27 protein-coding genes, 1 tRNA gene and 1 riboswitch are annotated in these 25,356 nt (G+C 29.5%); of the genes, 23 read left to right on the top strand and 5 right to left on the bottom strand.

What is annotated here, in order from left to right:
- Positions 1-624, top strand: coding sequence for a DUF3793 family protein (locus tag FAY47_RS13285; RefSeq protein ID WP_143317387.1), 624 nt, complete (start codon positions 1-3; stop codon positions 622-624).
- A 75-nt stretch (positions 625-699) separates the two neighbouring features.
- Here FAY47_RS13285 and FAY47_RS13280 read toward each other — a convergent pair whose 3' ends face one another.
- From FAY47_RS13280 to tsaE, 4 genes are read right to left on the bottom strand one after another with little or no spacing between them, the layout of a single operon-like run.
- On the bottom strand, positions 700-1,317 hold the full coding sequence (locus FAY47_RS13280; protein ID WP_143317385.1) for an NUDIX hydrolase: 618 nt from the start codon (positions 1,315-1,317) through the stop codon (positions 700-702).
- 27 nt (positions 1,318-1,344) lie between these two features.
- Positions 1,345-1,782 (bottom strand): ribosomal protein S18-alanine N-acetyltransferase, encoded by a 438-nt coding sequence (rimI, locus tag FAY47_RS13275; protein WP_143317383.1) that lies wholly within the window; start codon positions 1,780-1,782, stop codon positions 1,345-1,347.
- The gene (gene tsaB, locus FAY47_RS13270; RefSeq protein ID WP_143317381.1) at positions 1,766-2,479 is read right to left on the bottom strand and encodes a tRNA (adenosine(37)-N6)-threonylcarbamoyltransferase complex dimerization subunit type 1 TsaB; all 714 of its coding nucleotides are present in this window, start codon (positions 2,477-2,479) and stop codon (positions 1,766-1,768) included. The genes rimI and tsaB overlap by 17 nt, the downstream gene beginning before the upstream one ends.
- Positions 2,476-2,937 carry a tRNA (adenosine(37)-N6)-threonylcarbamoyltransferase complex ATPase subunit type 1 TsaE gene (gene tsaE / locus FAY47_RS13265; protein ID WP_143317379.1) on the bottom strand — a complete coding sequence of 154 codons (462 nt, stop codon included), beginning with the start codon at positions 2,935-2,937 and terminating at the stop codon, positions 2,476-2,478. Before tsaE ends, tsaB begins: the two co-directional genes overlap by 4 nt.
- A 237-nt stretch (positions 2,938-3,174) precedes the next feature.
- Between tsaE and FAY47_RS13260 the strand changes: the two genes are divergently transcribed.
- The 14 genes from FAY47_RS13260 (at position 3,175) to FAY47_RS13195 (ending at position 17,027) form a co-directional block, all read left to right on the top strand.
- Positions 3,175-4,056 carry a zinc ABC transporter substrate-binding protein gene (locus tag FAY47_RS13260; RefSeq protein ID WP_143317377.1) on the top strand — a complete coding sequence of 294 codons (882 nt, stop codon included), beginning with the start codon at positions 3,175-3,177 and terminating at the stop codon, positions 4,054-4,056.
- Positions 4,057-4,099: 43 nt separating this feature from the next.
- A tRNA-Trp gene (locus FAY47_RS13255) sits at positions 4,100-4,175 on the top strand.
- A gap of 248 nt (positions 4,176-4,423) precedes the next feature.
- Positions 4,424-5,335 (top strand): cation diffusion facilitator family transporter, encoded by a 912-nt coding sequence (locus FAY47_RS13250; protein ID WP_143317375.1) that lies wholly within the window; start codon positions 4,424-4,426, stop codon positions 5,333-5,335.
- 183 nt (positions 5,336-5,518) lie between these two features.
- Positions 5,519-6,442, top strand: coding sequence for an MBL fold metallo-hydrolase (locus FAY47_RS13245; RefSeq protein WP_143317374.1), 924 nt, complete (start codon positions 5,519-5,521; stop codon positions 6,440-6,442).
- A 71-nt stretch (positions 6,443-6,513) separates the two neighbouring features.
- Positions 6,514-6,697: riboswitch (cobalamin riboswitch) on the top strand.
- 254 nt (positions 6,698-6,951) lie between these two features.
- On the top strand, positions 6,952-8,097 hold the full coding sequence (gene cbiD / locus FAY47_RS13240) for a cobalt-precorrin-5B (C(1))-methyltransferase CbiD (RefSeq protein ID WP_143317372.1): 1,146 nt from the start codon (positions 6,952-6,954) through the stop codon (positions 8,095-8,097).
- Between the two features lie 6 nt (positions 8,098-8,103).
- Positions 8,104-8,787, top strand: coding sequence for a precorrin-2 C(20)-methyltransferase (gene cobI, locus FAY47_RS13235; RefSeq protein ID WP_143317370.1), 684 nt, complete (start codon positions 8,104-8,106; stop codon positions 8,785-8,787).
- Positions 8,788-9,543, top strand: coding sequence for a precorrin-4 C(11)-methyltransferase (gene cobM, locus FAY47_RS13230; protein WP_143317368.1), 756 nt, complete (start codon positions 8,788-8,790; stop codon positions 9,541-9,543).
- Between the two features lie 65 nt (positions 9,544-9,608).
- Complete coding sequence (locus FAY47_RS13225; RefSeq protein WP_207729702.1) at positions 9,609-10,580, top strand: cobalamin biosynthesis protein; 972 nt, start codon at positions 9,609-9,611, stop codon at positions 10,578-10,580.
- A complete protein-coding gene (cobJ, locus tag FAY47_RS13220; RefSeq protein ID WP_143317365.1) occupies positions 10,573-11,304 on the top strand; it encodes a precorrin-3B C(17)-methyltransferase in 732 nt (243 codons plus the stop codon). Before FAY47_RS13225 ends, cobJ begins: the two co-directional genes overlap by 8 nt.
- Positions 11,297-13,300 (top strand): precorrin-6A reductase, encoded by a 2,004-nt coding sequence (gene cobK, locus FAY47_RS13215; RefSeq protein ID WP_143317363.1) that lies wholly within the window; start codon positions 11,297-11,299, stop codon positions 13,298-13,300. The genes cobJ and cobK overlap by 8 nt, the downstream gene beginning before the upstream one ends.
- Positions 13,276-14,643, top strand: a complete 1,368-nt coding sequence (locus FAY47_RS13210) for a cobyrinate a,c-diamide synthase (RefSeq protein ID WP_347562801.1) — start codon at positions 13,276-13,278, stop codon at positions 14,641-14,643. The genes cobK and FAY47_RS13210 overlap by 25 nt, the downstream gene beginning before the upstream one ends.
- Entirely contained in the window at positions 14,640-15,728 is a 1,089-nt protein-coding gene (gene cobT, locus FAY47_RS13205; protein WP_143317362.1) for a nicotinate-nucleotide--dimethylbenzimidazole phosphoribosyltransferase, read from the top strand. Before FAY47_RS13210 ends, cobT begins: the two co-directional genes overlap by 4 nt.
- A 10-nt stretch (positions 15,729-15,738) precedes the next feature.
- Positions 15,739-16,284, top strand: coding sequence for a bifunctional adenosylcobinamide kinase/adenosylcobinamide-phosphate guanylyltransferase (locus FAY47_RS13200; protein ID WP_143317360.1), 546 nt, complete (start codon positions 15,739-15,741; stop codon positions 16,282-16,284).
- Positions 16,263-17,027 (top strand): adenosylcobinamide-GDP ribazoletransferase, encoded by a 765-nt coding sequence (locus FAY47_RS13195; protein ID WP_143317358.1) that lies wholly within the window; start codon positions 16,263-16,265, stop codon positions 17,025-17,027. Before FAY47_RS13200 ends, FAY47_RS13195 begins: the two co-directional genes overlap by 22 nt.
- A 12-nt stretch (positions 17,028-17,039) precedes the next feature.
- On the opposite strand, the gene FAY47_RS13190 is transcribed toward FAY47_RS13195, so the two are convergent.
- The gene (locus FAY47_RS13190) at positions 17,040-17,351 is read right to left on the bottom strand and encodes a hypothetical protein (protein WP_143317356.1); all 312 of its coding nucleotides are present in this window, start codon (positions 17,349-17,351) and stop codon (positions 17,040-17,042) included.
- A 195-nt stretch (positions 17,352-17,546) separates the two neighbouring features.
- Here FAY47_RS13190 and FAY47_RS13185 point away from each other — a divergent pair, with 195 nt between their 5' ends.
- The 8 genes from FAY47_RS13185 to FAY47_RS13150 form a co-directional block, all read left to right on the top strand.
- Entirely contained in the window at positions 17,547-17,951 is a 405-nt protein-coding gene (locus FAY47_RS13185) for a bifunctional adenosylcobinamide kinase/adenosylcobinamide-phosphate guanylyltransferase (RefSeq protein ID WP_143317354.1), read from the top strand.
- The gene (locus tag FAY47_RS13180; protein WP_143317352.1) at positions 17,944-18,534 is read left to right on the top strand and encodes a histidine phosphatase family protein; all 591 of its coding nucleotides are present in this window, start codon (positions 17,944-17,946) and stop codon (positions 18,532-18,534) included. Before FAY47_RS13185 ends, FAY47_RS13180 begins: the two co-directional genes overlap by 8 nt.
- A 15-nt stretch (positions 18,535-18,549) precedes the next feature.
- Positions 18,550-19,518 carry an adenosylcobinamide-phosphate synthase CbiB gene (gene cbiB, locus FAY47_RS13175; protein WP_143317350.1) on the top strand — a complete coding sequence of 323 codons (969 nt, stop codon included), beginning with the start codon at positions 18,550-18,552 and terminating at the stop codon, positions 19,516-19,518.
- Positions 19,519-19,539: 21 nt separating this feature from the next.
- Positions 19,540-19,911, top strand: coding sequence for a DUF4440 domain-containing protein (locus FAY47_RS13170; RefSeq protein WP_143317348.1), 372 nt, complete (start codon positions 19,540-19,542; stop codon positions 19,909-19,911).
- Positions 19,912-19,930: 19 nt separating this feature from the next.
- Positions 19,931-21,436: a cobyric acid synthase gene (locus FAY47_RS13165; protein WP_143317346.1), complete on the top strand. Its 1,506-nt coding sequence runs from the start codon at positions 19,931-19,933 to the stop codon at positions 21,434-21,436.
- Complete coding sequence (locus tag FAY47_RS13160; protein ID WP_143317345.1) at positions 21,433-21,957, top strand: cob(I)yrinic acid a,c-diamide adenosyltransferase; 525 nt, start codon at positions 21,433-21,435, stop codon at positions 21,955-21,957. Before FAY47_RS13165 ends, FAY47_RS13160 begins: the two co-directional genes overlap by 4 nt.
- 11 nt (positions 21,958-21,968) lie before the next feature.
- Positions 21,969-22,610: a precorrin-8X methylmutase gene (locus FAY47_RS13155; protein ID WP_143317344.1), complete on the top strand. Its 642-nt coding sequence runs from the start codon at positions 21,969-21,971 to the stop codon at positions 22,608-22,610.
- Positions 22,611-23,604: 994 nt separating this feature from the next.
- On the top strand, positions 23,605-25,356 hold a 1,752-nt coding region (locus FAY47_RS13150), incomplete at its 3' end, for a condensation domain-containing protein (protein ID WP_143317342.1).

Here is a 25,356-nt window from a genome sequence, read left to right as displayed (position 1 = left end):
ATGAAGTACTTAGATTTTTACAGTAAACTAAATTTGATGGATGATAAAGATTATATAGAAAACTTTTTATTATTCAATATTTCACAGGTAGTAGCAGGGATAAAGCCTGCTTCTACAGTTACATTTAAAAAATCAGGTGATAATACTTATTCAAAATGGGTAAGCTATGGTAGAGAATTTGTAAGAAACATAGATTTACAATTTGTTGAGTTAAGAGAAAGTGAAGATGCTATAATAGTGATGCTTTACAATAAAGAATCACTTGGAAAATATATATTTGAAGAAGAACATAAAAAGTTCTTAATGAAGTTAGGATATACAAGTAAAGAGGATATTAGTATATATATTCAAACCTTAAAAGAAAGGTATGATTTATATCACTGTCCTCATGAATTAGGATTATTCCTAGGTATACCAATAAAAGATGTTAAAGATTTTATGGAATGTACAAAGAAAAAATGTTTGATTTGCGGTTACTGGAAAGTTTATAATGACTGCAACAGAGCAAAAGAAATATTTAGTCAATATGACAAAGTAAAAGAATATACTTTAAGTAATATATTAAAAGGAAATAATTCGCGTGACCTTGCTTTTAATATAAAGAACTTTTTCTATTCTCCCTAAAGAGTACATCCATGAAGTTGATATAATAAACTTACTAAAAATAGACACATTGAATTAAATTCAATGTGTCTATTTTTATGAAAAGAAAACAGGTAAATTTTCGTTTTCATTAGCTTTAAAGCAAAATTCAATTTGTTCTCTTGTAATTTTTCCAGTAGATAAGTCTGGAAGATCATCTAAGGAAAAGAATTCACTAGCTTCAGTTTCTATATTTTCAGTGAATTTTCCATCAATTAAGTCACAAATAACAAATACTTTATAGATGTCATAAGCACAAGTAGGATAGTTATGTGTATTCCTATCATATATTGCAATTATTCTTTTAGGTATGACATTGACCCCAGCTTCTTCTTTAGCTTCTTTTATAGTATTTTCTTTTATGGAAAGTCCAATTTCAGCCCAACCGCCAGGAGGAGCCCATTTGCCATCAAAACTTTCTTTAACTAAAAGAATTTTTTCATCTTTAATAATAATTCCACGTACATCAACTTTAGGTGTTTGGTAGCCAACTTCATTACAAAACAAATCATAAAGTTTTGAGTTATCAATATCAGTATATTCATGCATTATTTCTACAGAAATATCTCTAATTTGCTCAAACCTTTCAAGATCGTATTTATCTTTAGAATATTCAAGTCCTGCTTGGGCGATGGATTGAAGCTTTTTAGCCCAGGTCAACCATTTTTCATTCATAAATATCCTCTTTTCTATATTGAAATTTTAGCGTTTCCACATAATAATAGCATCTTCTTTATTATCTTGATAATATCTCTTGCGAATACCTTCTTCTACAAATCCAAACTTTTTATAAAGATTTTGTGCAGGTTTATTTGAGGCTCTTACTTCTAGAGTTAATGAATGGCAGCCCCATGATTTGGAATGTTCAATTAAAGATTGAACTAAATCACTACCAATTCCTTTTTCTCTAAATTCAGGATGTACTGCAATATTAGTTATGTGTCCTTCATCAACGATTATCCATACTCCTGCAAAACCTACTGTTTTATTATCAGTTTTAGCAACTACATATTTTGCCAAAGGATTTGACAGTTCCTTTGAGAAAGAATCTAAACTCCAAGATTCCTTAAGACTTAATGAACTTATTTCTAATACTTGGCTTAAATCTTCTTTCTTCATTAGACTAAGCTTTACACTCATCCATTTTCAACCTTCTTTCTAACTCTCTTTCAGCCTGAGGTTTTTTCAAATAGATAGGAGCTGAATTAGGATCATCAAAAGTACCATTTTTTAAAAGATTCAGTCCTAGTTCACCAAGTGAAGAAGCTCGAATTATGTTTAAATGATTAGGTGCAAAATGAGCTTTTGAGAAATTTTCCATTATGTATTCTTTATGCTTTAATAAACCATCCCCAGTAAAAATAACTTCTTCGTTTTTTTCTTTTAGCAAAGAAAGTAAATCATCTAAATCTAAAGGAGTAGGTTCTAGTAAATTTTCAAGTATATCATTATTATTCTTGTAAAGAGCTGTATATACATTTTCTCTTAATGCATCCATGATAGGACATATTATACCGGAAAAAGAGGATACACTATATGCTAAAGCATCTAAAGAAGATATACTAATATATGGTTTGTTTTGTCCAAGGCTTAATCCTTTTACGGTTGCCATGCCTATTCTAAGCCCAGTAAAGGATCCTGGCCCTTTGGATACAACAAATCCATCTATATCATCTATAGTTAAATTGCACTCCTTTAAAATATTTTCAATCATAGGCATTAAAAGTACAGAGTGTTCTTTTTTATCATTTAAAATATATTCTCCAAGCAAAGCATCATCTTTTAATAGAGCTACAGTTGCAACCTTTGAAGATGAATCTAAACTTAAAATTATCATAACTTCAACTCCTTAATATAAGAATACCGATTACCATAATCAGTTAAGGTTATTTTTCTATAATTTTCACCCTTAGCAAGATCTTTAGATATATGTATATGTAGATATTCTTTTGGAAGTATATCTTCTATGTAATTAGCCCATTCAATTATGGAAACTGCATCAGAAAAAATATAGTCATCGAATCCTATTGCATATATTTCATCAGGATCACTTACCCTGTATACGTCAAAATGATTTAATTTTAGTCTTCCACTAGTATATTCATTAACAATGTTAAAGGTTGGACTAGTTATAGTATCATCTATATTAAGCCCTTTGGCTATTCCTTTAGTTATATGGGTTTTGCCTGTACCTAAATCTCCCGTTAAGCAAATAATATCACTAGAATTAAGTAATTTACCTAATTGAAAGCCAATATTTGTAGTTTCTTCTATACTATTTACTTTAAACTCCATATGTAACTCCCTTCAAAAATTTGTTCTACTTATTATTTTATCCAAATTTCAATAAAAAGAAAGCATTATAAAAAAATATAACTAAGAAAATGTGAGACTTGTATTTACAGAAATCTAGGTGTAAAATGTTATAGGGTATAAAGAAGAATAATTTATATACATTTTTATAAACTTTATGTATATAATTATAAAGAAATATAAGATCTAGAAGCTGGAAATGGTCAAGGGGGTGTAATATTGAAAAAGTTAACCTTTGGAATGTTATTTATAACATTTCTATTGTTTTTAGGACTCGGAACCTTTTCAAATCCAATGATAGCTAATACCGTTGATACAACCGATGCACAAAGAGATTTATATTTGAATATAATAACTTGCAATAAACCACAATATGAGATGGTAAAATCAATTGTAGGGGACAAGCACAATGTGGAATATATGTTTTTAACTGAAAAAGAGTCCAAAGATTTCATTTTTAATGATGAAACAATAAATAATATTTCAAATATGGATTTGTTTTTCTATAGTGGAAATGACTTTGAACCTTGGAGTGGGAAGTTAATAAATAAGTTAAATAAAAGCAATTTAGGAACAATAGATATATCAAGAGGAATACGAGTAATTCAGCAACAAACTGATAATGGGAATAAAGAAAATATATATTTCTATCCAGGATTAGAAGAATATAAAATTGTTCTTTATAATATTAAGTCGGCTATTCAAGATAAAGACCCTAAAAATAGGACTCTGTATGAAGAAAATTATAATAAAGTTATAGAAAATATAGATAAGAAAATAAATAAGATGAAAGAAAATAAAAAAGATTTAGCTCAGTATAAATTTATTTCATTAGATGATAAATTAGATTATTTTTATAGAGGGATAGGTATTTCTCCTATAAAAGTTACTAATAATAAAACTATAGAAAGTGTAATTAAGGATAATAAATTAGATCCTACGAAGGTTATTGTATTAAAAGATAGAGAAACTCCCATGACTGAAGTAGGTTATAAAGTGGTTACTTTAGATAGATATGACGGAAATTCTGATGTTCAGGACTTAATTGAGAAAAACTATAAATCATTTTATGATTTAATTGAATTAAATGAGAACAAATAGTTGATTTTTGAATAATAATATTATATAATCAATCTTGTCCTAAAGGGGTATGGCTCAATTGGTAGAGTAGTGGTCTCCAAAACCATTGGTTGTGGGTTCAAGTCCTACTGCCCCTGCCACAAAGATCGTAAGCGAAATGCTTACGGTTTTTTTTTTATCTTAAAAGTATAAATTATTTTAGTATAAGCATATATAAAATCAGGGTAAATGCTAATAATAAAAAGTAATCATAACAAACTAAGTCCCATTATCAATTGATAGAAATGTTCGGAGAATTATCCTTGACTACACAAGGATAATTCGCTATTATTAGCATAAGGGTTTGTATCAAGTGAGAATTGAAGTAAAAAAATGGGAGGGCTTTTTAATGAACAATAAAACAAAAGTTGCAACTCTTTCAGTAATATCTAATTCAGTATTAATAGCAATGAAATTATTTGTAGGTATTATTACAGGTTCCGTAAGTATATTATCAGAAGCTATTCATTCATCTATGGATTTAGTAGCAGCCATAATTGCTTTTTTTTCTGTAAGGATATCGGATAGGCCAGCGGATGTAAATCATCCTTATGGACATGGAAAAGTTGAAAATATATCAGGGGTTATAGAATCCTTATTAATTTTTATAGCATCTATATGGATAATATTTGAGTCAGTAAAAAAAATTATGTATCCTAGCGAAGAAATTGAGTCTTTTGCTCTTGGATTCATTGTTATGTTTATTTCTGCTGCTGTAAATTTTGTGGTATCTAAGAAATTATATAAAGTAGCTAAACAAGAAGATTCTGTAGCATTAGAGGCTGATGCGTTACATTTAAAAACTGATGTATATACTGCTTTGGGTGTTGGTGTTGGATTATTGCTAATATGGATAACAAAGCTTAACTTCTTAGATCCTGTGGTGGCAATTTTGGTAGCCTTATTTATTTTAAAAGAAGCATTTGAACTTTTAAAGTCTGCATTTAATCCATTGTTAGACTTTAAGTTATCAGATAAAGAGATTCAAAATATTGAAGAGGCTATAAGCAAACATAGTTCAGTTTATTGTGATTTTCATAATTTAAGAACAAGAAAATCAGGAAATGTAAAGTATATTGACTTACATTTAGTTGTTCCAGAAAATATGTCTGTAAAATCAGCTCATGATATATGTGATATTATAGAAGCAGATTTAGAAAATTCCCTAAAGAATACAGAAGTTATGATACATTTAGAATCATGTACAAATCATTGTGGTGATTGTCAGTACTTAAATAAAGAACATTGCAAGCATAATTAATATTGTTATGAAGTTATTAGAAAATCGCAGGCTAATATGGATTGCGATTTTTTAGGTGTGCCAAGCATGGAGGCTCATTAATGGGAAAAAGAGTATTTGCCAAGTTTTTATAGTGGAGCATTGACAAGTGTTTTTAATAAACTTAAATTAGTATATATAGTAATTTATGAAAGGTGGGAGAATATGAAGAAAATAAAAAAAATTCTAGCTCTACTATTGATTTTAGGATTTTCACTATCAGCAGTTTCATGTGGAAAAAGTTATAAGGTAGATGAAGGTTTAGATGATATAGCAGGATCGGTAGAAACAAAAGAAAATTCAAAGGATAATCTGAAAATAAGTTATATTGATGTTGGACAAGGTGATTCAGAACTTATTCAGGTAGATGGGAAGAACATATTAATAGATGCAGGAGATAAGGATGATGATGCGTATAGCTATTTAAAATCGATAGGAGTTACAAATCTAGATTATGTAATAGCTACTCATCCTCATGATGATCATATTGGAGGTATGACAACCATTATAAATAAGATTAATATAGGTGCTTTTTATGCTCCTAAAGTAACAGCTAATACAAAGTCTTTTGAAAATATGATAGATGCACTTAAAAAGAAAAATATTCAGATGAAAGCACCTAGTGTTGGAGAAGAGGTTACTATAGAAAATGCAAAGCTAACATTTCTAGCACCAAATGGTGGTGACTATGAAGATGTAAATAATTATTCTATTGTAACTAAGTTAACATATGGGAAAAATTCATTTCTATTTATGGGAGATGCTGAGGAACTTAGTGAAAATGAAATTATGAAAAATGGCCTTGATATAAGTGCTGATGTGTTAAAGGTTGGCCATCATGGAAGCAATAGTTCCACAAGTAATAACTTTTTGAAAAATGTAAATCCAACTTATGCAGTTATAAGTGTAGGTAAAGATAATAAATATGGACATCCTACAAAAGCAACTTTAAAAAAGTTAAAATCAAAAAAAGTATTGAGAACTGACTTAAATGGAACTATAACAATATATTCTGATGGTAATAAAATATATGTTTCTCCAGATAAAAAAGTTAAAGAAGATACTAAGAGTAGCAATACAAAGAAGTAATATTCACATTGACGTAGTATAAAATCAATACTATAATCAAAGAAAAAGAATAAATTTAGTATAAACTATACTAATTAGTATGGAATACAAGTTCAGTAGATTAATAGGGAAGTTGGGTGTAAGTCCCACGCAAGTCCGTTGCTGTAAATAAGGAGTATGAGCTAATTTTTAGACCACTTTGAAAAGTTTCTTGGGAAGGTAAGTTCATATGATGATCTATAAGCCAGAATACCTGCTTGTATTTTATTCAATAACCCTGCGGTTACCGGAGTTATATGTTTAAATTTATACAAAGAGATGTGGATATACCACTTTTTTGTGATGAAATTTTAGAGAATATAGCTCTCATACATATAATGCCATTGACCTAATTAATATTAGACTTAGTCTATTATTAAAGGGCAATGGTGTTTTTTTATTCCTTAGGAAATTATATAAAATTTGAAAAGGTGGTTGGTTGAGCCACTTATTTCATAAATTAATTTTGAGTATAGGTAGTGTATAGAGATATGATAAGAGAAGATGAAAAGTACATATATAAAAATAATAAAAGATTGAAATATGGATACACAACAGGATCTTGTGCAGCAGCAGCAGCTAAAGCAGCTACTATAATGCTTTTAAGAAATAATTTAATAAACAATATTGAACTTATGACGCCTAAAGGAATGCTATTAAAATTACAAGTATTAGAGATAGAAAAATGCAAAGATTATGTAAAATGTGCTATTAAAAAAGATAGTGGAGATGATCCTGATGTTACTCATGGAATGTTAGTTTATGCTAAAGTGTCAAAAGGTACTTGTGAAAAAATAGTTATAGATGGAGGCATTGGAGTAGGAAGAGTAACAAGAAAAGGTCTAGAATGCCCAGTTGGTAGTGCAGCTATTAATAAGGTTCCATATAGCATGATTCATAATGCAGTTAAGGAGATTTGTGAGGAAAATGATTATCAAGGTGGTATAGATGTGGAGATTTCTATTCCAGAAGGTGAAAAATTAGCTGAAAAAACTTTTAATCCTAGGCTTGGCATTGTTGGAGGAATTTCTATTTTAGGAACAACAGGCATAGTTGAGCCAATGAGTGAAGCCGCTTTAATTGATACTATTAGGGTAGAAATCAAGCAGTTAGCAGCTAATGGGACAGAATATTTAGTAGTTACTCCAGGTAATTATGGTGAAAATTTTTTGCATGATAATATGAAAATTAATATAAGCAAATCTGTTAAATGTAGTAATTTTATTGGAGATACCATAGATATAGCTAATGAGTTTAATCTTAAAGGAATTTTGCTTATTGGACATATTGGCAAGCTCATTAAGCTGGCTGGAGGAATTATGAATACCCATTCTAAAAATGCAGATGCCAGAATGGAGATAATTACTGCAAATGCTCTTTTAGCAGGGGGAGAAAGTAACCTCTTAAAAAATGTTATGGAATGTATAACTACGGATGAAGCATTGGATATCCTTGAAGAGGGGAAAATTAAGAATGAGACTATGAATCTTGTAATGGAAAAGATGGATTTCTATCTGAATAAAAGAGCAGATAAAAGGCTGCTAATAGGAGCTATAATGTTTTCTAATGAACATGGTCTTCTTGGAGAAACAAGGGACGTAGAAAATATATTAGAAAAACTAAATGGGGGAGAGTAAAAAGTGATGACAGGAAAATTATATGGAGTTGGAGTAGGACCAGGAGATCCAGAACTACTTACATTAAAGGCTGTAAGAATATTAGAAAGTAGCGATATTATTGCTATTCCAAATAGCAATAAAGAGAAATGTGTGGCATATAAAATAGCAGTTCAATCTGTACCGAGTTTGGAAGAAAAAGAAATGCTTTGCATATCAATGCCTATGACAAAGGATAAGGATATATTAAAAAAGAGCCATGAAGAAGGGGCTAAAGCTATTATAGAAAAGCTTAATCAGGGAAAGAAAATCTCATTTATAACATTGGGAGACCCAACAATTTACTCTACATATCTATATATTCATAGACTTGTTTTAGGAGAAGGCTATGATACAGAGATAATAAGCGGAATTCCTTCTTTTTGTGCAGCAGCAGCTAGGATAAATGAGGGGTTAGTAGAAAATTTTGATGAACTTCATGTAATTCCAGCATCATACCAAATTAGAGATGCTCTTAGTTTGCCAGGGACGAAGGTACTTATGAAGTCAGGGAAAAAGATGAATGAGGTTAGAGAAATTCTAAAAGGCACAGAATCCGATTCGGTTATGGTTGAAAATTGTGGTATGGAAAATGAAAAAGTATATAGAGATATAAATGATATTAAAGATGATTCAAGTTATTATTCTTTAATAATAGTAAAGGAGAAATAAATGGTTAATTTTGTTGGGGCTGGTTCAGGAGCAGTAGATTTAATTACAGTTAGAGGGCAAAAGTTATTATCAGAGGCAGATGTAATTATATATGCGGGATCTTTGGTTAATCCAGAACTTTTAGAGTATAAAAAAGAAGGTTGTGAAGTACATAATAGTGCAAAGATGACTTTAGAAGAAGTTATTGAAGTTATTTTAAAGGCTGAAAAAGAAAATAAGATGACAGTTAGATTACATACAGGTGATCCAAGTATTTATGGTGCTATCAGGGAGCAAATGGATGTATTGGATAAACATAATGTAGAGTATAAGGTTTGTCCAGGAGTAAGTTCATTTTGTGGTGCAGCATCAGCTTTAAACTTGGAATATACACTACCAGATGTATCTCAAACAGTAATAATTACTAGAATGGTTGGAAGGACTAGTGTACCAGAAAAAGAAGAGATATCAAAACTTGCAGCTCATAATGCAACTATGGTTGTTTTTTTAAGTACAGGTTTATTAGAAAAATTGCAAGAAAGATTAGTAGTTGGTGGATATAAAGAAAATACAACTGCAGCAATAGTTTATAAAGCTACTTGGGATGATGAGAAAGTAGTAAGATGTACTGTAAGCACCTTAGCTGAATCTGCAAAGAAAAATGGGATAACAAAGACAGCACTTATTATTGTTGGAGATGTTCTTAGTTCAGAGTATAGTCGTTCAGATTTATATAATCCAAAGTTTACTACTGAATTTAGAAAAGGTATAGAATAGTGGATATATCAGTAATTAGTTTTACTCAAAAAGGGAGTTTATTAAATAAGGAGTTAAGCTGTAGTTTGAGTGACTTTGGATATAATTGTGAAGCTTTCACAATGTATAAATCAGCTGAAGAGCTTGGATTATTTTCTTTGAAGAATGGATTAAAGGATTGGACAGAAGAACATTTTCATAAAAAAGAGGCCATTATATTTATAGGAGCTATAGGGATTGCAGTAAGGGCTATAGCACCTTTTGTTAATTCAAAAACAACAGATCCAGCTATAGTTGTCATAGATGAATTAGGGAAGTTTACTATTCCTATTTTATCTGGACATATAGGTGGGGCAAATTCTTTAACAGAGAAAATTTTAAGGATTTTAGATTCAACTCCAGTAATAACCACAGCAACAGATATTAATGATAAGTTCTCAGTTGATGTTTTTGCAAAAAAGGAAAATCTTTATATAAATGATATGACTATGGCAAAGAAGATTTCTAGTGAAGTTTTGGACAATGTGGATATAGGTTTAGTTAGTGATTACAAAATAGAAGGTAAATTGCCTAAAGAGCTTAAGATTTTAGAAAATGGTGAAATTGGAGTTTGCATTTCAGTACAAGAGAAAAGACCTTTTATAAATACTCTAAATTTAATTCCTAAGATTTTAACTTTAGGTATCGGTTGTAGAAGAGATACAAGTATAGACAAAATAGAAAATCTTGTTATGAAAGTTTTAAATGAAAATAATATTTTAATTAATGCAGTTAAAAATATAGCTAGTATTGATTTGAAAAAAGATGAAAAGGGACTAATTGATTTTGCAGAAAAGTATGGATTTAAATTTGTAACATATACTGCTGATGAATTGAAGAGACTGGAAGGCAATTTTAGTGAGTCTGCTTTTGTAAAAAGTATTACTGGTGTAAGTAATGTTTGTGAAAGAGCAGCAACACTTGGAAGTAATAATGGAAAGTTAATTATAAATAAGAGAGCAGAAAATGGCGTTACAGTTGCCATAGCTGAAGAAGATTGGAGTGTAAGTTTTGAATAAATTATATGTTGTTGGAATTGGGCCAGGGGAATATGAGCAAATGACAATTAAAGCTATAAATGCTTTAAAGGAAAGTGAAGTTATTATTGGGTATACAGTTTACGTAGATCTTATAAAAGATCATTTTGGAGATAAAGAATTTTTAACTACACCTATGAAAAAGGAAGTTGATCGTTGCATGCTCGCTTTTGAAGAAGCACAAAAAGGTAAAAATGTTTCTTTAGTATGTAGTGGAGATTCTGGAATATATGGAATGGCAGGATTAATATTAGAAATAGGGCAAAAGTATGAATGTGTAGAGGTTGAAATTATACCTGGAATCACAGCAGCCTCAAGTGGAGCAGCTGTTCTTGGAGCACCATTAATACATGATTTTGCTGTTATTAGCTTAAGTGATTTACTAACTCCAATGGAAAAGATAGAAAAGAGATTACAATGTGCTGCAGAAGCTGATTTTGGAATTTGTTTATATAATCCTTCAAGTAAAAAGAGATTTGATTATCTGCAAAAGGCCTGTGATATTGTATTAAAATTTGCAAGTGAAGATACTGTTTGTGGAGTTGTTAGAAACATAGGAAGAGAAGGTGAAGCTATTGAGGTTATGTCACTTAAGGAATTAAGAGATAAAGAAGTAGACATGTTCACTACAGTTTATATTGGCAACTCTCAAACAAAGAATATAAATGGTAAAATGGTAACTCCAAGAGGATATAAAAATGTATAATATCCTTGTTTTTGCAGGAACTACTGAAGGAAGAGAGATAATTAGTTATCTTGTTAATAATGATATAAATGTCTATGCTTGTGTTGCAACAGAATATGGAGAAAAACTTCTTGTAGATGGAGATAATATAAAAGTTTCCTCTAAACCATTAAATGAAGAGGAAATGATAAGTTTAATGGAAAGAGAAAGATTTGATTTAGTCATAGATGCAACTCATCCTTATGCAGTTGAAGTTTCAAAAAATGTAATTTCAGCTTGTAAGAATACTAAAACAGAGTACTTAAGATTAATACGTAGTAGTGAAGAAGGAGTATTAAGTGAAAATATTGTTTATGTAAATTCTGTGGATGAGGCTGTGAATTATTTAAAGGATACTGTGGGTAATGTTTTTGTTGCAACAGGAAGTAAGGAGTTAGCTAAATTTACTGCTTTAGATAATTATAAGGAAAGAATCTATGCAAGAGTCCTTTCAACTACAAAAGTTGTAGATGAATGTACGAGGCTTGGCTTTGAGGGAAAACATTTAATTTGTATGCAAGGACCTTTTAGTGAAGAGTTAAATTATGTTATGTTTAAGCATACATTAGCAAAATATATGGTTACTAAAGAGTCAGGAAAAGTTGGAGGATTTAGTGAAAAGGTATTGGCTGCAAGTAAAGCTGGTGCAAAATCAATAGTAATAGGTAGGCCAATGGATGAAGAAGGGTTTAGCTATTTAGAGGTAGTTAAAATTATAAATAAAGGATTTTTAGAGAATAAGCCTAAGAGAAAAGTTTGTTTAGTTGGGATTGGAATGGGAAACTTAGACTCTTTAACTAGAGAAGGGCAGAGGGTCTTTGAAGAAGCAGATGTGATTATTGGAGCTAAAAGGATGTTAGAAGCTTTAAAGAGTTTTAATAAGCCAACTTTTAATTCATATAAATATGATGAAATAGTTAATTTTGTTGAAAATCACTTAGAATACAATTCTATTGCAATTGCTTTATCAGGAGATATTGGATTCTTTAGTGGAGCAAAGAGCTTGTTAGAAAATTTAAAAGACTATGAAGTTCATGCTATTAGTGGAGTATCTTCTTTATCATATTTTTCCTCTAAGCTAGGTGTTTCGTGGGATGATGTTAAACTTTTAAGTTTGCATGGAAGAGAAGAAAATTTCTTAGATGCAGTAAAACATAACAAGAAAACATTTCTATTACTTGGAGGGGATTATAGTCCTAAAAAGATATGTGAAGAGTTAGTAGAGTATGGGTTAGGAAATTTAGAGGTAGCTATTGCAGAAAATTTATCTTATGAAAATGAGAAGATACATAAAGGATTAGCAAGAGGTTTTATTTCACAAGATTTTGATTCACTTAGTGTAATGCTTATAGATAATGACAAATTTATAGATGGCTCAGTTACTCATGGGATTGTAGATGAAGAATTTATACGTGGTGAAGTCCCAATGACAAAAAGTGAGGTAAGAGCTATTTCTATCTCTAAAATCAGTTTAAATGAAGATTCTATAGTTTATGATATAGGGGCTGGAACAGGCTCTGTAGCAATAGAAATGGCTTTGAGAGTAGGAAAAGGAAAGATATTTGCTATTGAAAAAAATCCTAAAGCAATTGAACTTTTAAAAAGAAATAAGAAGAAATTTATGACTTCTAATCTTAAAGTTATAGAAGGGGTAGCACCTAATATGATGGAAAAATTGCCTCCTCCAACTAGAGCTTTTATTGGTGGAACATCAGGTAATTTAAGAAGCATAATAGGAAAATTATTAGAAAAGAATCCAAAGGTTAAAATAGTTCTTAACGCTATTACTTTAGAGACTATTTCAGAAGCTATTGAGTGTATTAAGGAGTTTAATTTGGTAGATGTAGAAATAGTTCAAGTTGCTATATCAAAAGGAAAAGCCTTAGGAAAGTATAATATGATGATTGGACAAAATCCAATATACATAATCACATGTAAAGGGGATGATATGAAGTGGGGAGAAGTCCAAGAGTTATGATTGCAGCCACTTCAAGTGGAAGTGGAAAAACTATGATTACATGTGGATTGTTGCAAGCACTTGTTAATAGAAGAATGAAAGTTACATCTTTTAAATGTGGACCAGATTATATTGATCCAATGTTTCATTCAAAGGTAATTGGAACAAAATCAAGAAATATAGATACTTTCTTTGCAGATAAAAATACAATTTACTATTTAATGAATAAAGCTACAAAAGATATGGATATATCAGTTATAGAGGGAGTAATGGGTTATTATGATGGCCTTGCTGGAATATCAACTGAGGCTAGTTCATATGATGTTGCAAATGCTACTAATACTCCAGTTGTATTAGTAGTTAATTGTAGAGGTATGAGTCTTTCTATTCTTCCTATAATCAAAGGTTTTTTAGAGTTTAAAGAAAACAGCTGTATTAAAGGAGTTATACTTAATCAAATTTCTGAAATGATGTATCCTCAGATTAAGAAATTAATAGAAGAAAATTTAAGTATAAAGGTATTTGGATATGTTCCAGTATTAAAGGATTTAGTTATTGAAAGTAGGCATTTAGGGCTTGTTACACCAAATGAGATAACAGATTTAAAAGAGAAATTAAATAAACTTTCTGATCAATTTGAAAAGACTATAAATATAAATGAAATAATTAACCTTGCAAATAGTGCAAAGGAATTGGAGTATAATAAACCACAAGTTTTAAAATTAGAAGGAAACCCTAAAGTGGCAGTAGCATATGATGAAGCTTTTTGTTTTTACTATCAAGAAAATATAGAGCTACTAAAGGAAATGGGAGCTACAGTAGAATACTTTAGCCCTATAAGAGATAAAAAACTACCCAAAAATATTAGTGGCTTAATCTTAGGTGGAGGATATCCTGAGCTTTATGCAGAAGCTTTAAGTAATAATAAGGCAATGCTAGAAGAAATTAAATATGCTATAGATAAAGGTCTTCCATGTATAGCTGAATGTGGAGGCTTCATGTATCTACATGAAAGTATGGAAGATAATGAAAATAAGTTTCATAACATGGTAGGTGTAATAGGAGGAAAAACATATAAAACTTCAAATCTCGGACGATTTGGATATATAAATTTAAAAGCTATAAAAGATAATTTTCTTTGTAATAAAGGTAGTAGCATAAAGGCTCATGAGTTTCATTATTGGGATAGTGAAAGCTCAGGAGAAAGCTTTATAGCAGAAAAGCCTTTAAGGAAAAGAAGTTGGAATTGTATAAATTCAACTAATAATTTATTAGCTGGTTTTCCTCATTTATATTATTATTCTAATACTGAAATACCACAGGAATTTATAAAAAGATGTATAGAATTTGGGGGGCTATCATGAAATTAGAAGAAACATTAAAATGTATTACTCCACTAGATAAAGTGGTTATGGAAGAAAGTCAAAGACGTTGGGACAGTATAGCAAAACCTTTAAGAAGTCTTGGACTACTTGAAGAAGCTATTATAAAAATAGCAGGTATGACAGGAAGTAGCAATGTAAGTTTAAAGAAAAAATCCTTGGTTATTATGTGTGCAGATAATGGAGTAGTTGAAGAAAAGGTTACTCAAGCTGATAGGGAGGTAACTAGAATAGTTGCAGAGAATTTTACTAAGGAAAAAACTAGTGTAGCTATTATGGTAAAATTATCTGGGTCAGATCTTTATCCTGTTGATATTGGAATGGTAAGTGATACAGAAGAATTTTTAGATGAAGAAAGTGAGATAAAACCTCTTAATGTTTTAAAGAGAAAAATATCTTATGGAACTAAGAATTTAGCTAAAGAGCCTGCTATGACAAGAGAGCAAGCAATAAAAGCTATAGAGGTTGGAATTAACTTAGCTATAGAACTTAAGAGTAAGGGCTACAATATTATTGCAACAGGTGAAATGGGAATAGGAAATACTACAACAAGTAGTGCTATAGCTTCTGTTCTCTTAGATAAATCAGTAGAAACAGTTACTGGAAGAGGTGCTGGATTATCTTCAGAAGGATTGGAAAGAAAAATAGATGCTATAAAAAGAGGAATAGAAATAAATAAGCCTAATTCTAAGGATGCTATAGATGTATTAGCTAAGGTTGGTGGATATGATATAGCTGGTCTTGTTGGTGTGTTTATAGGTGGAGCTGCAGCTAAAGTTCCAGTAGTTATAGATGGATTTATATCAGCAGTGGCAGCACTTGTTGCGGTAAGGATAGAGCCTTTAGTTATAGATTATATATTGCCATCACATGTTTCAAAGGAGCCAGCAGGAAAAATGTTAATGAAATCCCTTGGGCTAAAGCCTTTTATAACATGTGAAATGTGTTTAGGAGAGGGTACAGGTGCTGTTGCATTATTTCCTATTTTAGATATGGCCTCTGAAGTATATGAGAAAATGAGTACTTTTGGAGATATAGAAATAGAAGAATATACACCAAAAGTTTAAAGGAGTAGACATGCTGATTTTAATAACAGGTGGAAGTGGAAGTGGAAAATCAGAAAGGGCTGAAGAGATTTCTGCTTCATTTAAATCTGAAAATTTGATTTATATAGCTACTATGTTTCCTTATGATGATGAATGTTTGAAGAAAATAGAGAGGCATAGGGAACTTAGAAAAGAAAAGAATTTCTTAACAATAGAGAAACCTATAAATTTAAAAAAAATAGAGATACCAAAGAATTCAACGGTGCTATTGGAATGTATATCTAATTTAGTGGCTAATGAAATGTATTTAGAAGATGGATCTAAGGAATTGACTGTATCAGAAATTTTAAAGGGAATAGAGAAACTTCAAAAGAATTCTGATAACTTGATTATAGTGACAAATGGAGTTTTTTCAGATGGAATAAACTATGATGAGGAAACTCAAAAATATATAAAGAATATTGCGGAAATAAATACTGCAATAGGTAAAGTAGCAGATGTAGTAATAGAAGTTATTTATTCTATTCCTATATTTCATAAGGGGGAAGATAAGTTATGTGGAATTCATTTAAAATAGCATTTTCAATGTACTCCAAAATTCCAATGCCAAAAACAGATTGGAATAAGGAAAATATGAAATATGCAATGGTATTTTTCCCTTTTGTAGGACTTGTTATAGGGATGCTATTAGTATTATGGTCATTTATATCAGCAAAACTACTTATAGGGGATATCTTACGTGTAGTAGGCTATGTTGTAATGCCTGTATTAGTAACAGGAGGAATACACTTAGATGGCTTTGTAGATACCATGGATGCAATAAATTCATATCAGCCAATAGAGAGAAAGTTAGAGATTTTAAAGGACTCACATATTGGAGCTTTTGCACTTATTAGTTGTGTTATATATTTTCTATTGAGTTTAGGGGTATGGAGTGAAGTTAAGGGAGATTCTTTGATAATTTTAGGAATAGGATTTATATTATCAAGAGCTTTAAGTAGCTTAGGAATTGTAACTATACCTTGTGCAAAGAATAGTGGTTTAGCCTCAAGTTTTTCAAAGGCTTCTGAAAAAAATAGAGTTAAGTATGCAATGTATATTTATATTTTAGTAAGTGGTATAGCTATGATTTTAGTTAATAGGATTCTTGGGAGTGCATGCATTATAAGTGCTATCCTTACATTTATATATTATAAGAATATGTCTATAAAAAAGTTTGGAGGCATTACAGGAGATTTAGCAGGATATTTCTTGCAAGTTTGTGAACTTGTAATAGCTTTTACTGCTGTGATTTTGAGCAAGTTAATTCATATCATCTAAGTTACTAAGCTACTATGACCTACTTACAGCTATTTCTCCATTACCAGCTACTATGATAAGATCTCCATTCTTAATATAGCCTATGTTTACAATTTCATCAAAGTTATCAAATCTTTTAAAATATTTTTGATTACCGCTTGAATCGATTATTATAAAAGTTGTAAAAGGATTTTTTACAAGTTTAGCAGTAGCAGAAAATTCTTTAGGCTCGGAAATGTTATAGATACCTTGTTTATAGGTATCTGATACAAAAATTGCTTTTGGAGTTTCAGTAAAAGCAAATATAGATATTAAAAAAGCTATTATAAATATTCTTAACTTCATTTTATACACCTCACTGTTGAATAGTTTGTGAAGTTTTGATAGAAATATACATTGTATTAATATAATAAAATTTTTATTTTACAATACTAAAATATGGGGAATTTCAATAAAGTGAAGAACATGTCATATGGAAAAAATAGTATAAAAAGAAAGGAGTTTTAGTGGGGGAATACATTCTCTCATTGAAAATAAACAATGATTTTTATTATTGGTGGTGAGTTTCAAGGAAAGTTACAATACACTTTAGACTTGACTGGGTTTGATGAAAGTAATGTAGCAGATGGGCTAAAGGATAAAATAGAGGATTTTTTTGAAAAGCCTATTATTTATAATTTTCACTTGCTTATTAGAAGACTTTTAGAAGAAAAAAAGGATATAGAATCAATTAAAGATATAGTTAGAAATATTATTAAGGAGAATCCAGAGGTTGTCATAATATCTAATGAAATAGGATATGGAATTGTACCTATTGAAAAGTTTCATAGGGAATATAGAGAAGCTACAGGTAGAATATGCTGTGAGGTTGCTAAAAATGCAAAAGAAGTGCATAGAGTAGTTTGTGGTATAGGAAATATTATTAAGGAAGATGAAAATGATTAAAATTATATTGATTCGTCACTCAAAAACAGAAGGGAATATACATAAAAGGTATATAGGAAAAACAGATGAGGAGCTATCCCAAGAAGGAATAAAGTTAATAGAAAATAAGAAGTTTCCAAAGGTTCAAGTTGTTTATTCAAGTCCTATGAATAGGTGTATAGAGACTTCAAAGTTAATTTACAAAGACATAAATCCTATTATATATGATGATTTAAGTGAATGTGACTTTGGTGATTTTGAAAATAAGAATTATGAAGATTTAAAAGATAATATATATTATCAAAAGTGGATTGATAGCAATGGAACAATAGCTTTTCCAAATGGAGAAAAACATGAGGATTTTAAACTAAGATGTGTAAGAGCTTTTGATGAAGTTGTGGATAATATTATTGAGTGTAAGTTTAATTTAGCTGCAATGGTTGTTCATGGTGGAACTATTATGGCTATTTTAGAAAAGTATTCATATCCGCATAAAGATTTTTATCACTGGCAAACGGGAAATTGCTGTGGATATTCTATAGAAATTGATGAGAAGTTGTGGAAAGTTAAAGAGAAAAAAGTTAAGGTTTTATCTGAAATTTAGAATAGGGGAAGATTTATGTTATTATCGTTAGTTGCATTAATAATAGGGTTTGTATTAGATTTATTTTTTGGAGACCCAATTTGGATGCCACATATTGTTAGAGTGATAGGAAAATTGATAAGTATAATAGAAAAAATATTAAGGAGAGTATTTACTAAAAATAGAGAAGGTGAGCTTATAGGAGGAGTATTTTTAGTTTTACTCGTAATATCTATATCTACTGGAATCTCTATTTTTATTTTATATTTAGCAGGAAAGATAAGCATTTATTTTAAGTTATTTATAGAAAGTCTAATTTGTTATCAGCTTTTAGCAACAAAATCTTTAAAAGATGAAAGTATGAAAGTTTATAAAGAATTAGAAAAAGATGATTTAGTAGAGGCTAGGAAAAAGGTTTCAATGATAGTTGGAAGAGATACTGATAGTTTAACAAAAGAAGGTGTAACTAAAGCTACAGTAGAAACAATTGCAGAAAACATTTCAGATGGAATTATTGCTCCTATGTTATTTATGGCAATAGGGGGAGGAGCTTTTGGAGTCTTATATAAATCTGTGAATACTATGGATTCCATGGTTGGGTATAAAAATGATAAGTATATTTACTTTGGAAGAGTAGCTGCAAAACTAGATGATATTTTTAATTTTATACCTTCAAGAGTTTCAGCTTATTTAATGATAATTTCATCTTTATTTATAAAGTTAAATACTAAAAATGCTTATAGAATTTTTAAAAGAGATAGATTTAATCATGCAAGTCCAAATTCTGCTCAAACAGAAGCAGTTTGTGCTGGAGCATTAGAGGTACAAATTGCTGATGATGCTTATTATTTTGGGAAACTTTATAAGAAGAAGACTATTGGGGATGATATAAGGAAGATTAGGTATGATGATATAAAGATAACAAATAGATTGTTATATATAACATCAACTATGGGGATTATGGTATTTTCTTTTATTAAAATTGTAGTTATTAGTATGTTCTAAATATATTTTTGGGGGATAAAGATGAATTCTATCAAGGAAGAAATATTAAGGTTAGAAAATGATTTGCTAAAATCAGAAGTAAGAAAATCAGCAAAAAAAATAAATAATTTATTAGCAAATGACTTTATCGAGTTTTGTAGTTCAGGACAAGAGTATCATTATAAAAGTGGAGACGTATTTCAGGAAACAGATGACAAGAATTCGTTATATGGAGAAATTTTAGACTTTGAAATAAAAGAATTAAGTGATGATTGTATATTAGCTATGTATAAAATTAAGAAATATAATGAGTCAGGTAAGGGGAAAATTACTACACTTCGCAGTTCTATATGGAAATGTATTAATGGTAAATGGAAAATGGTTTTTCATCAAGGAACTTTAGTAGAAGATTAAAGGGAAGGAAGTGAGGTTAGTGGCAAAATCCATTATGATACAAGGAACTATGTCCAATGTAGGTAAAAGCCTAGTAGTTGCAGGGTTATGTAGGATTTTTAAAGAAGATGGATATAAGGTAGCTCCATTTAAGTCACAGAATATGGCGTTAAACTCATATATAACTGAAGAGGGACTAGAGATGGGAAGAGCTCAGGTTGTTCAAGCAGAAGCTGCAAAAATTAAGCCATCTGTTTTGATGAATCCTATTTTGTTAAAGCCAACAAATGATATAGGATCTCAGGTAATAGTGAATGGAGAAGTTCTAGGAAATATGAATGCTCGAGATTACTTTAAGTATAAGAAAAGCCTTGTACCAGAAGTAATGAAAGCCTATAATGCATTAGCAGAAGAATATGACATTATAGTTATAGAAGGGGCTGGAAGTCCAGCAGAGATAAATTTAAAAGAAAATGATATTGTAAATATGGGAATGGCAAAGCTTGCAAAGTCTCCAGTTTTATTAGTTGGAGATATAGATAGAGGTGGAGTGTTTGCCCAGCTTATTGGAACTATAATGCTCCTTGAAGATGATGAAAAATCTATGATAAAGGGTACTATAATTAATAAGTTTAGAGGTGATAAAACCATATTAGATCCAGGGATTGAAATGCTTGAAGATATGAGCAAAATTCCAGTTGTAGGGCTTACACCCTATATGCATGTAGATATTGAAGACGAAGATAGTTTATCAGAGAGATTTACAAAAGGAAAAAGTGTAGGTCTTGTTGATATAGTTGTAATAAGACTTCCTAGAATATCAAACTTTACAGATTTTAATATGCTAGAAAATATAGAAGGAGTATCTTTAAGATATGTAAGTAAAGCAGAAGATATTAAAAATCCAGATATGATAATAATACCAGGAACTAAAAATACAATGGAAGATTTAATGTGGGTGAGACAATCAGGAGTAGAGGCGGTCGTCTTAAAAGAAGCTTCAAAAGGAAAAATAATTTTTGGAGTATGTGGCGGATATCAGATGCTAGGTGAGGAGCTATGTGATCCATATAATGTTGAAGCCGGAAGAAGTATAAAAGGACTTGGATTATTACCTATTAAAACTACTTTTGAAAAAGAAAAAACAAGAACTAGAGTAAAGGGAAGTTTTAAAAATATTGATGGACCATTAAAAAAATTAATAAATGTTAATTTCCAAGGGTATGAGATTCATATGGGAATAACACAATTATTAAATGAATCAGCTCCAATGAATGAGATTACTGATACAGAAGGCATAATAAAGGAAGATGGAGTGGCTTTAAATAATGTATATGGCACATATGTACATGGAATTTTTGATGAAGAGGAAGTAGTTAAGGGGATAGTATCTATTCTTTTCAAAAATAAAGGCTTAGATTATGAAAATATTAAAACCTTTGATTTTGTAAACTATAAAGAAGAGCAATACGATTTGCTAGCAAAAGGATTAAGAGAAAGTTTAGATATGAAAAAAATATATGAGATTTTGGAGGCAGGAGTATGAGAGGATTAGTACATATTTACTGTGGAGAAGGAAAAGGAAAAACTACAACATCAATTGGCCTTAGTGTTAGGGCTGCTGGTAATGGAATGAAGGTTATTTTTACACAATTTTTGAAGAATAATGATTCAAGCGAATTAAAAATATTAAATAGTATAGAGAATATAGATTTAATACCTTGTGAAGAGAGTTTTGGTTTTTTCTTTAATATGACTGATGAACAAAAAGTAGAGGCAAAAAAAGTATATAGTAGTTTACTAACTAGTGTTTTAAAGAAAAGTAAAGAAGCAGATTATGATATGCTTGTTTTAGATGAGATTATGGCTGCTTATAATTATAATTTAGTTGATAGAGATGAGTTAATAGAGTTTTTGAAAAATAAACCTGAAAAGCTTGAAGTAGTTATGACAGGTAGAAATCCAGATGAAAAACTTATTGAACTTGCAGATTATGTATCTAATATACAAAAGATAAAACATCCTTATGACAAAGGTATTTTTGCAAGAAAAGGAATAGAAATGTAGGAGAGATAAATATGAAGATTGAACTTGAAAATGTATTACCGAGAGATATAGAAAAGAGAAGTTTTGAAATTATAACAGAAGAATTAGGTGATATAAAATTAGATCCAGAAAAAGAATTAATAATAAAGAGGGTTATTCATACAACTGCAGATTTTGAATATGTGAATAACTTGAAATTCTCAGATAATGTTGTAGAAAAGGCAATGGAAGCAATAAAAAATGGAGCTTGCATAGTTACAGATACTCAGATGGCTAAGTCTGGAATAAATAAAAAGGCACTTGCAAAGTATGGTGGGGAAGTTTTTTGTTTTATGTCGGATGAAGATGTGGCTAAAATAGCTAAAGAGAATGGAACAACTAGGGCAACAGCAAGTATGGATAAAGCATCAGAGATTGATAGAAAATTAATATTTGCAATTGGAAATGCTCCAACAGCTCTTGTGAGATTATATGAACTTATAAAGGAAGGTAAAATTAATCCAAGGCTTGTAATAGGAGTGCCAGTTGGCTTTGTAAATGTTGTTCAATCAAAAGAGCTTATTATGGAATCAGGAGTAGATTTTATAGTAGCAAAAGGCAGAAAAGGTGGAAGTAATGTTGCAGCGGCCATTTGTAATGCACTTTTATATATGATAAATGATGATAGGGAATAAGAAAATAAATAAAAATAGAATTGTAAACTTTAATAATTAAAGCACTTCTGATTAGGAAGATGCGGTCCATCAACAATTACAAGTGTAATAGGAAGCTTAACTCATGGTACATTATATGATGGATTTAGGGGTTACATTAAAGAGAAAAACCGTAATTATTAAATGTTTTCTTTTTTAAATCAAGAGTATTGATAATTGACATAATAGATGGTTTAAAAGATGTGGAGGAAATTGAGTTATTAAAATATTAGAAAAAAAATCTAATAAAAATGAGAGGATAAGATGCTGAAAAATAATGGCGATAATAGTTGAAACTATTACTGCCATTATTTTTATCATTACAATTTTTAGATTCATTAATAAAGTAAAATTAATTATTGATTATGAGTTTGTGCTGTCTATTTTATTGGGGAAAAGGTATGTATTAGTAGACCAATTTTTACTGATTAAGCTAATAATTAATATAAATTTAAGGAAGTTTGTAAGTAGAATCAAATAATGTAAAATAATTATATTATATATCAAATATTGACCTATAAAGATAAATATGGTAATATGTTCTCATAATTTGTAATAAGATATCCAATTTTATATTTATTTCGGAATTACATTTTGGGGACAATGTAATATAATGATGCTTCTTAAACATCTTAGTAAGAGTTTTTTATTTAAGATATTTACAAAACTTTACTAAAATGGATTTTTAACAACTATAAAATTAAAAAATAGAATAGTTTTTATTAATAATATTTTAAATGCTGTTAAATTTTCTTTAATAATTTATAAATATAATGTTTGTTTTAATTAACTATAATGGAACGAGCTTTATCGGTATGAATATATTTAGAAAATTTAATGGCATTAATTTTTTAATTTTATATAATGAGCTTAATATTTTTTGAATTTTTTAGGTGCTTTTGATTGACTTAAAAGATTTAATTTATATAAAAATTATCTAAAATAACAGCAATAATAAAAAGGGAGGCAAAAAATTATGACTAAAAAACAAAGTGTAGATGTTTTAAAAGAAGAAAAGTTATATCAATTAACATCATATCAAAAAGATATATGGATTCAACAATGTTTGTATCCAAATAGGCAACTTTACAATATTGGGGGATGTTTTGTTATTGAAGGAAACATAGATTATGGAAAATTTCAGAAGGCTATTAATATCTTAATTGAAGAAAATGATGCTTTAAGAATAAAGATTATAAAAAGAGATGGTGAATATTATCAAAAAATTGTACCAGAAATAGATTACCATCTAGAATTTCTTGATTTCTCATGTGGGAATGGTTCCATAGAAAAAAGTAAAGAATGGATTGAAAATGAGGCTATAAAGCCATTTGATATGTATGATAATTTTCTGTTTAAGTTTAGTTTAGTAAAGGTTAATGAAAATCTATTTTATTGGCTTATGTTAACTCATCATGTAATTACAGATGGATGGGGATGTTCATTCTTAATGGGGGAAATGGTTAATATTTATAATAGCCTTATAAGTGGTTCAGAGGATGAAATTTCAGTAGAAAAGAAAAATAACTCTTATGTTGATTTTATTATGGACAATATTGATTATTTAAAGTCAGAAGCATATAAAAAAAATTCTGAATTTTGGGGAAAATATTTAAAAGAAGTGCCTGAACCTCTTATGAATAGAAAAGGGAAAAAAATACAAGACACAATTACAAGTTCACGAAAAACATTGAAAATAAGTTGGAAAATCTATGAAAAACTTATTGAATATTCAAAGGAAAAAGGGTGTTCAACATTTCATTCTATTTTAGCAATTGTGCATATGTGTTTTAGTAAAATATATGATAAGAATGAGTTAATTATAGGAATACCTATATTAAATAGAAAAAATGCAAAACAAAAAAATACATTTGGGCTTTTTGTAAATTTGATTCCATTAAAAATTGCTAGTGATGGAAATGAAACTTTTGATGTTGTTGCAAATAGAATAAAAAAAGATTTACTACAATGTTATAGGCATCAAAAATTTCCTTTGGGTGAAATTTTAAAATTAGCTAATAATGATTCTGAAAATAAAAGAAATGTTTTTGATATAACCTTATCATTTGAAAAGTTTGATTTTGATAAACGATTTGATGGACATAAGACAACTACAAAAGCTTTAGTTAATAAGAGTGAAGAAAATGCTTTAGCTATATTTGTAAGAGAATATGCTGAAGGACAAGATATTGAAATTGATTTTGATTATAGATTTGATGTTTTTGATGATAATTTTCCTATTGAAAATGTTATGTCATATTTTCAATTTTTATTGCAAGATGTTATAAATAATCCTTGTAATTCAATATCTCAGTTTAAAATATTGAATCCAATTGAAAGACAAAAAATACTTTATGATTTTAATAATACAAAGGCTGATTATTCAAAAGATAAAACAATGCACCAATTGTTTGAAGACCAAGTAGAAAAGACACCTGATAATTTAGCAGCTGTATTTGAAGGGAAAGAAATAACATATAGGGAATTGAATGAAAAATCAAATCAATTAGCAGCTTTCCTTAAGAGTAAAGGAGTAAATGCAGGTGAACCAGTAGCCATAATTATGGAACGTTCTATGGAAATGATTATAGGTGTGATGGGAATATTAAAATCAGGTGGGGCATATGTGCCAATAGATCCTAATTTCCCAATAACAAGAATAGGGAAAATGATAGAAAATAGTAATATTTCATTTATTGTATCGCAGAGTGAACAAAGTGAACTCGTA

The sequence above is a fragment of the Clostridium sp. HBUAS56017 genome, from assembly GCF_007115085.1.
Taxonomy (GTDB): domain Bacteria; phylum Bacillota; class Clostridia; order Clostridiales; family Clostridiaceae; genus Clostridium; species Clostridium cibarium.
This window is presented reverse-complemented; position numbering and strand designations above follow the sequence as displayed.

Bases quoted from the DNA above. Each gene is read 5' to 3' on its own strand.
- FAY47_RS13245 (WP_143317374.1), top strand. From the start codon at position 5,519: ATGAAGAAAATAAAAAAAATTCTAGCTCTACTATTGATTTTAGGATTT.
- FAY47_RS13160 (WP_143317345.1), top strand. From the start codon at position 21,433: ATGAGAGGATTAGTACATATTTACTGTGGAGAAGGAAAAGGAAAAACT.
- cbiB (WP_143317350.1), top strand. From the start codon at position 18,550: ATGTTATTATCGTTAGTTGCATTAATAATAGGGTTTGTATTAGATTTA.
- tsaE (WP_143317379.1), bottom strand. From the start codon at position 2,937: ATGGAGTTTAAAGTAAATAGTATAGAAGAAACTACAAATATTGGCTTT.
- FAY47_RS13185 (WP_143317354.1), top strand. From the start codon at position 17,547: ATGATTTTTATTATTGGTGGTGAGTTTCAAGGAAAGTTACAATACACT.
- FAY47_RS13190 (WP_143317356.1), bottom strand. From the start codon at position 17,351: ATGAAGTTAAGAATATTTATAATAGCTTTTTTAATATCTATATTTGCT.
- FAY47_RS13285 (WP_143317387.1), top strand. From the start codon at position 1: ATGAAGTACTTAGATTTTTACAGTAAACTAAATTTGATGGATGATAAA.
- FAY47_RS13180 (WP_143317352.1), top strand. From the start codon at position 17,944: ATGATTAAAATTATATTGATTCGTCACTCAAAAACAGAAGGGAATATA.
- FAY47_RS13170 (WP_143317348.1), top strand. From the start codon at position 19,540: ATGAATTCTATCAAGGAAGAAATATTAAGGTTAGAAAATGATTTGCTA.
- FAY47_RS13250 (WP_143317375.1), top strand. From the start codon at position 4,424: ATGAACAATAAAACAAAAGTTGCAACTCTTTCAGTAATATCTAATTCA.
- tsaB (WP_143317381.1), bottom strand. From the start codon at position 2,479: ATGATAATTTTAAGTTTAGATTCATCTTCAAAGGTTGCAACTGTAGCT.
- cobI (WP_143317370.1), top strand. From the start codon at position 8,104: ATGACAGGAAAATTATATGGAGTTGGAGTAGGACCAGGAGATCCAGAA.
- cobM (WP_143317368.1), top strand. From the start codon at position 8,788: ATGGTTAATTTTGTTGGGGCTGGTTCAGGAGCAGTAGATTTAATTACA.
- cobK (WP_143317363.1), top strand. From the start codon at position 11,297: ATGTATAATATCCTTGTTTTTGCAGGAACTACTGAAGGAAGAGAGATA.
- cobT (WP_143317362.1), top strand. From the start codon at position 14,640: ATGAAATTAGAAGAAACATTAAAATGTATTACTCCACTAGATAAAGTG.
- FAY47_RS13155 (WP_143317344.1), top strand. From the start codon at position 21,969: ATGAAGATTGAACTTGAAAATGTATTACCGAGAGATATAGAAAAGAGA.
- cbiD (WP_143317372.1), top strand. From the start codon at position 6,952: ATGATAAGAGAAGATGAAAAGTACATATATAAAAATAATAAAAGATTG.
- rimI (WP_143317383.1), bottom strand. From the start codon at position 1,782: ATGAGTGTAAAGCTTAGTCTAATGAAGAAAGAAGATTTAAGCCAAGTA.
- FAY47_RS13280 (WP_143317385.1), bottom strand. From the start codon at position 1,317: ATGAATGAAAAATGGTTGACCTGGGCTAAAAAGCTTCAATCCATCGCC.
- FAY47_RS13200 (WP_143317360.1), top strand. From the start codon at position 15,739: ATGCTGATTTTAATAACAGGTGGAAGTGGAAGTGGAAAATCAGAAAGG.
- FAY47_RS13195 (WP_143317358.1), top strand. From the start codon at position 16,263: ATGTGGAATTCATTTAAAATAGCATTTTCAATGTACTCCAAAATTCCA.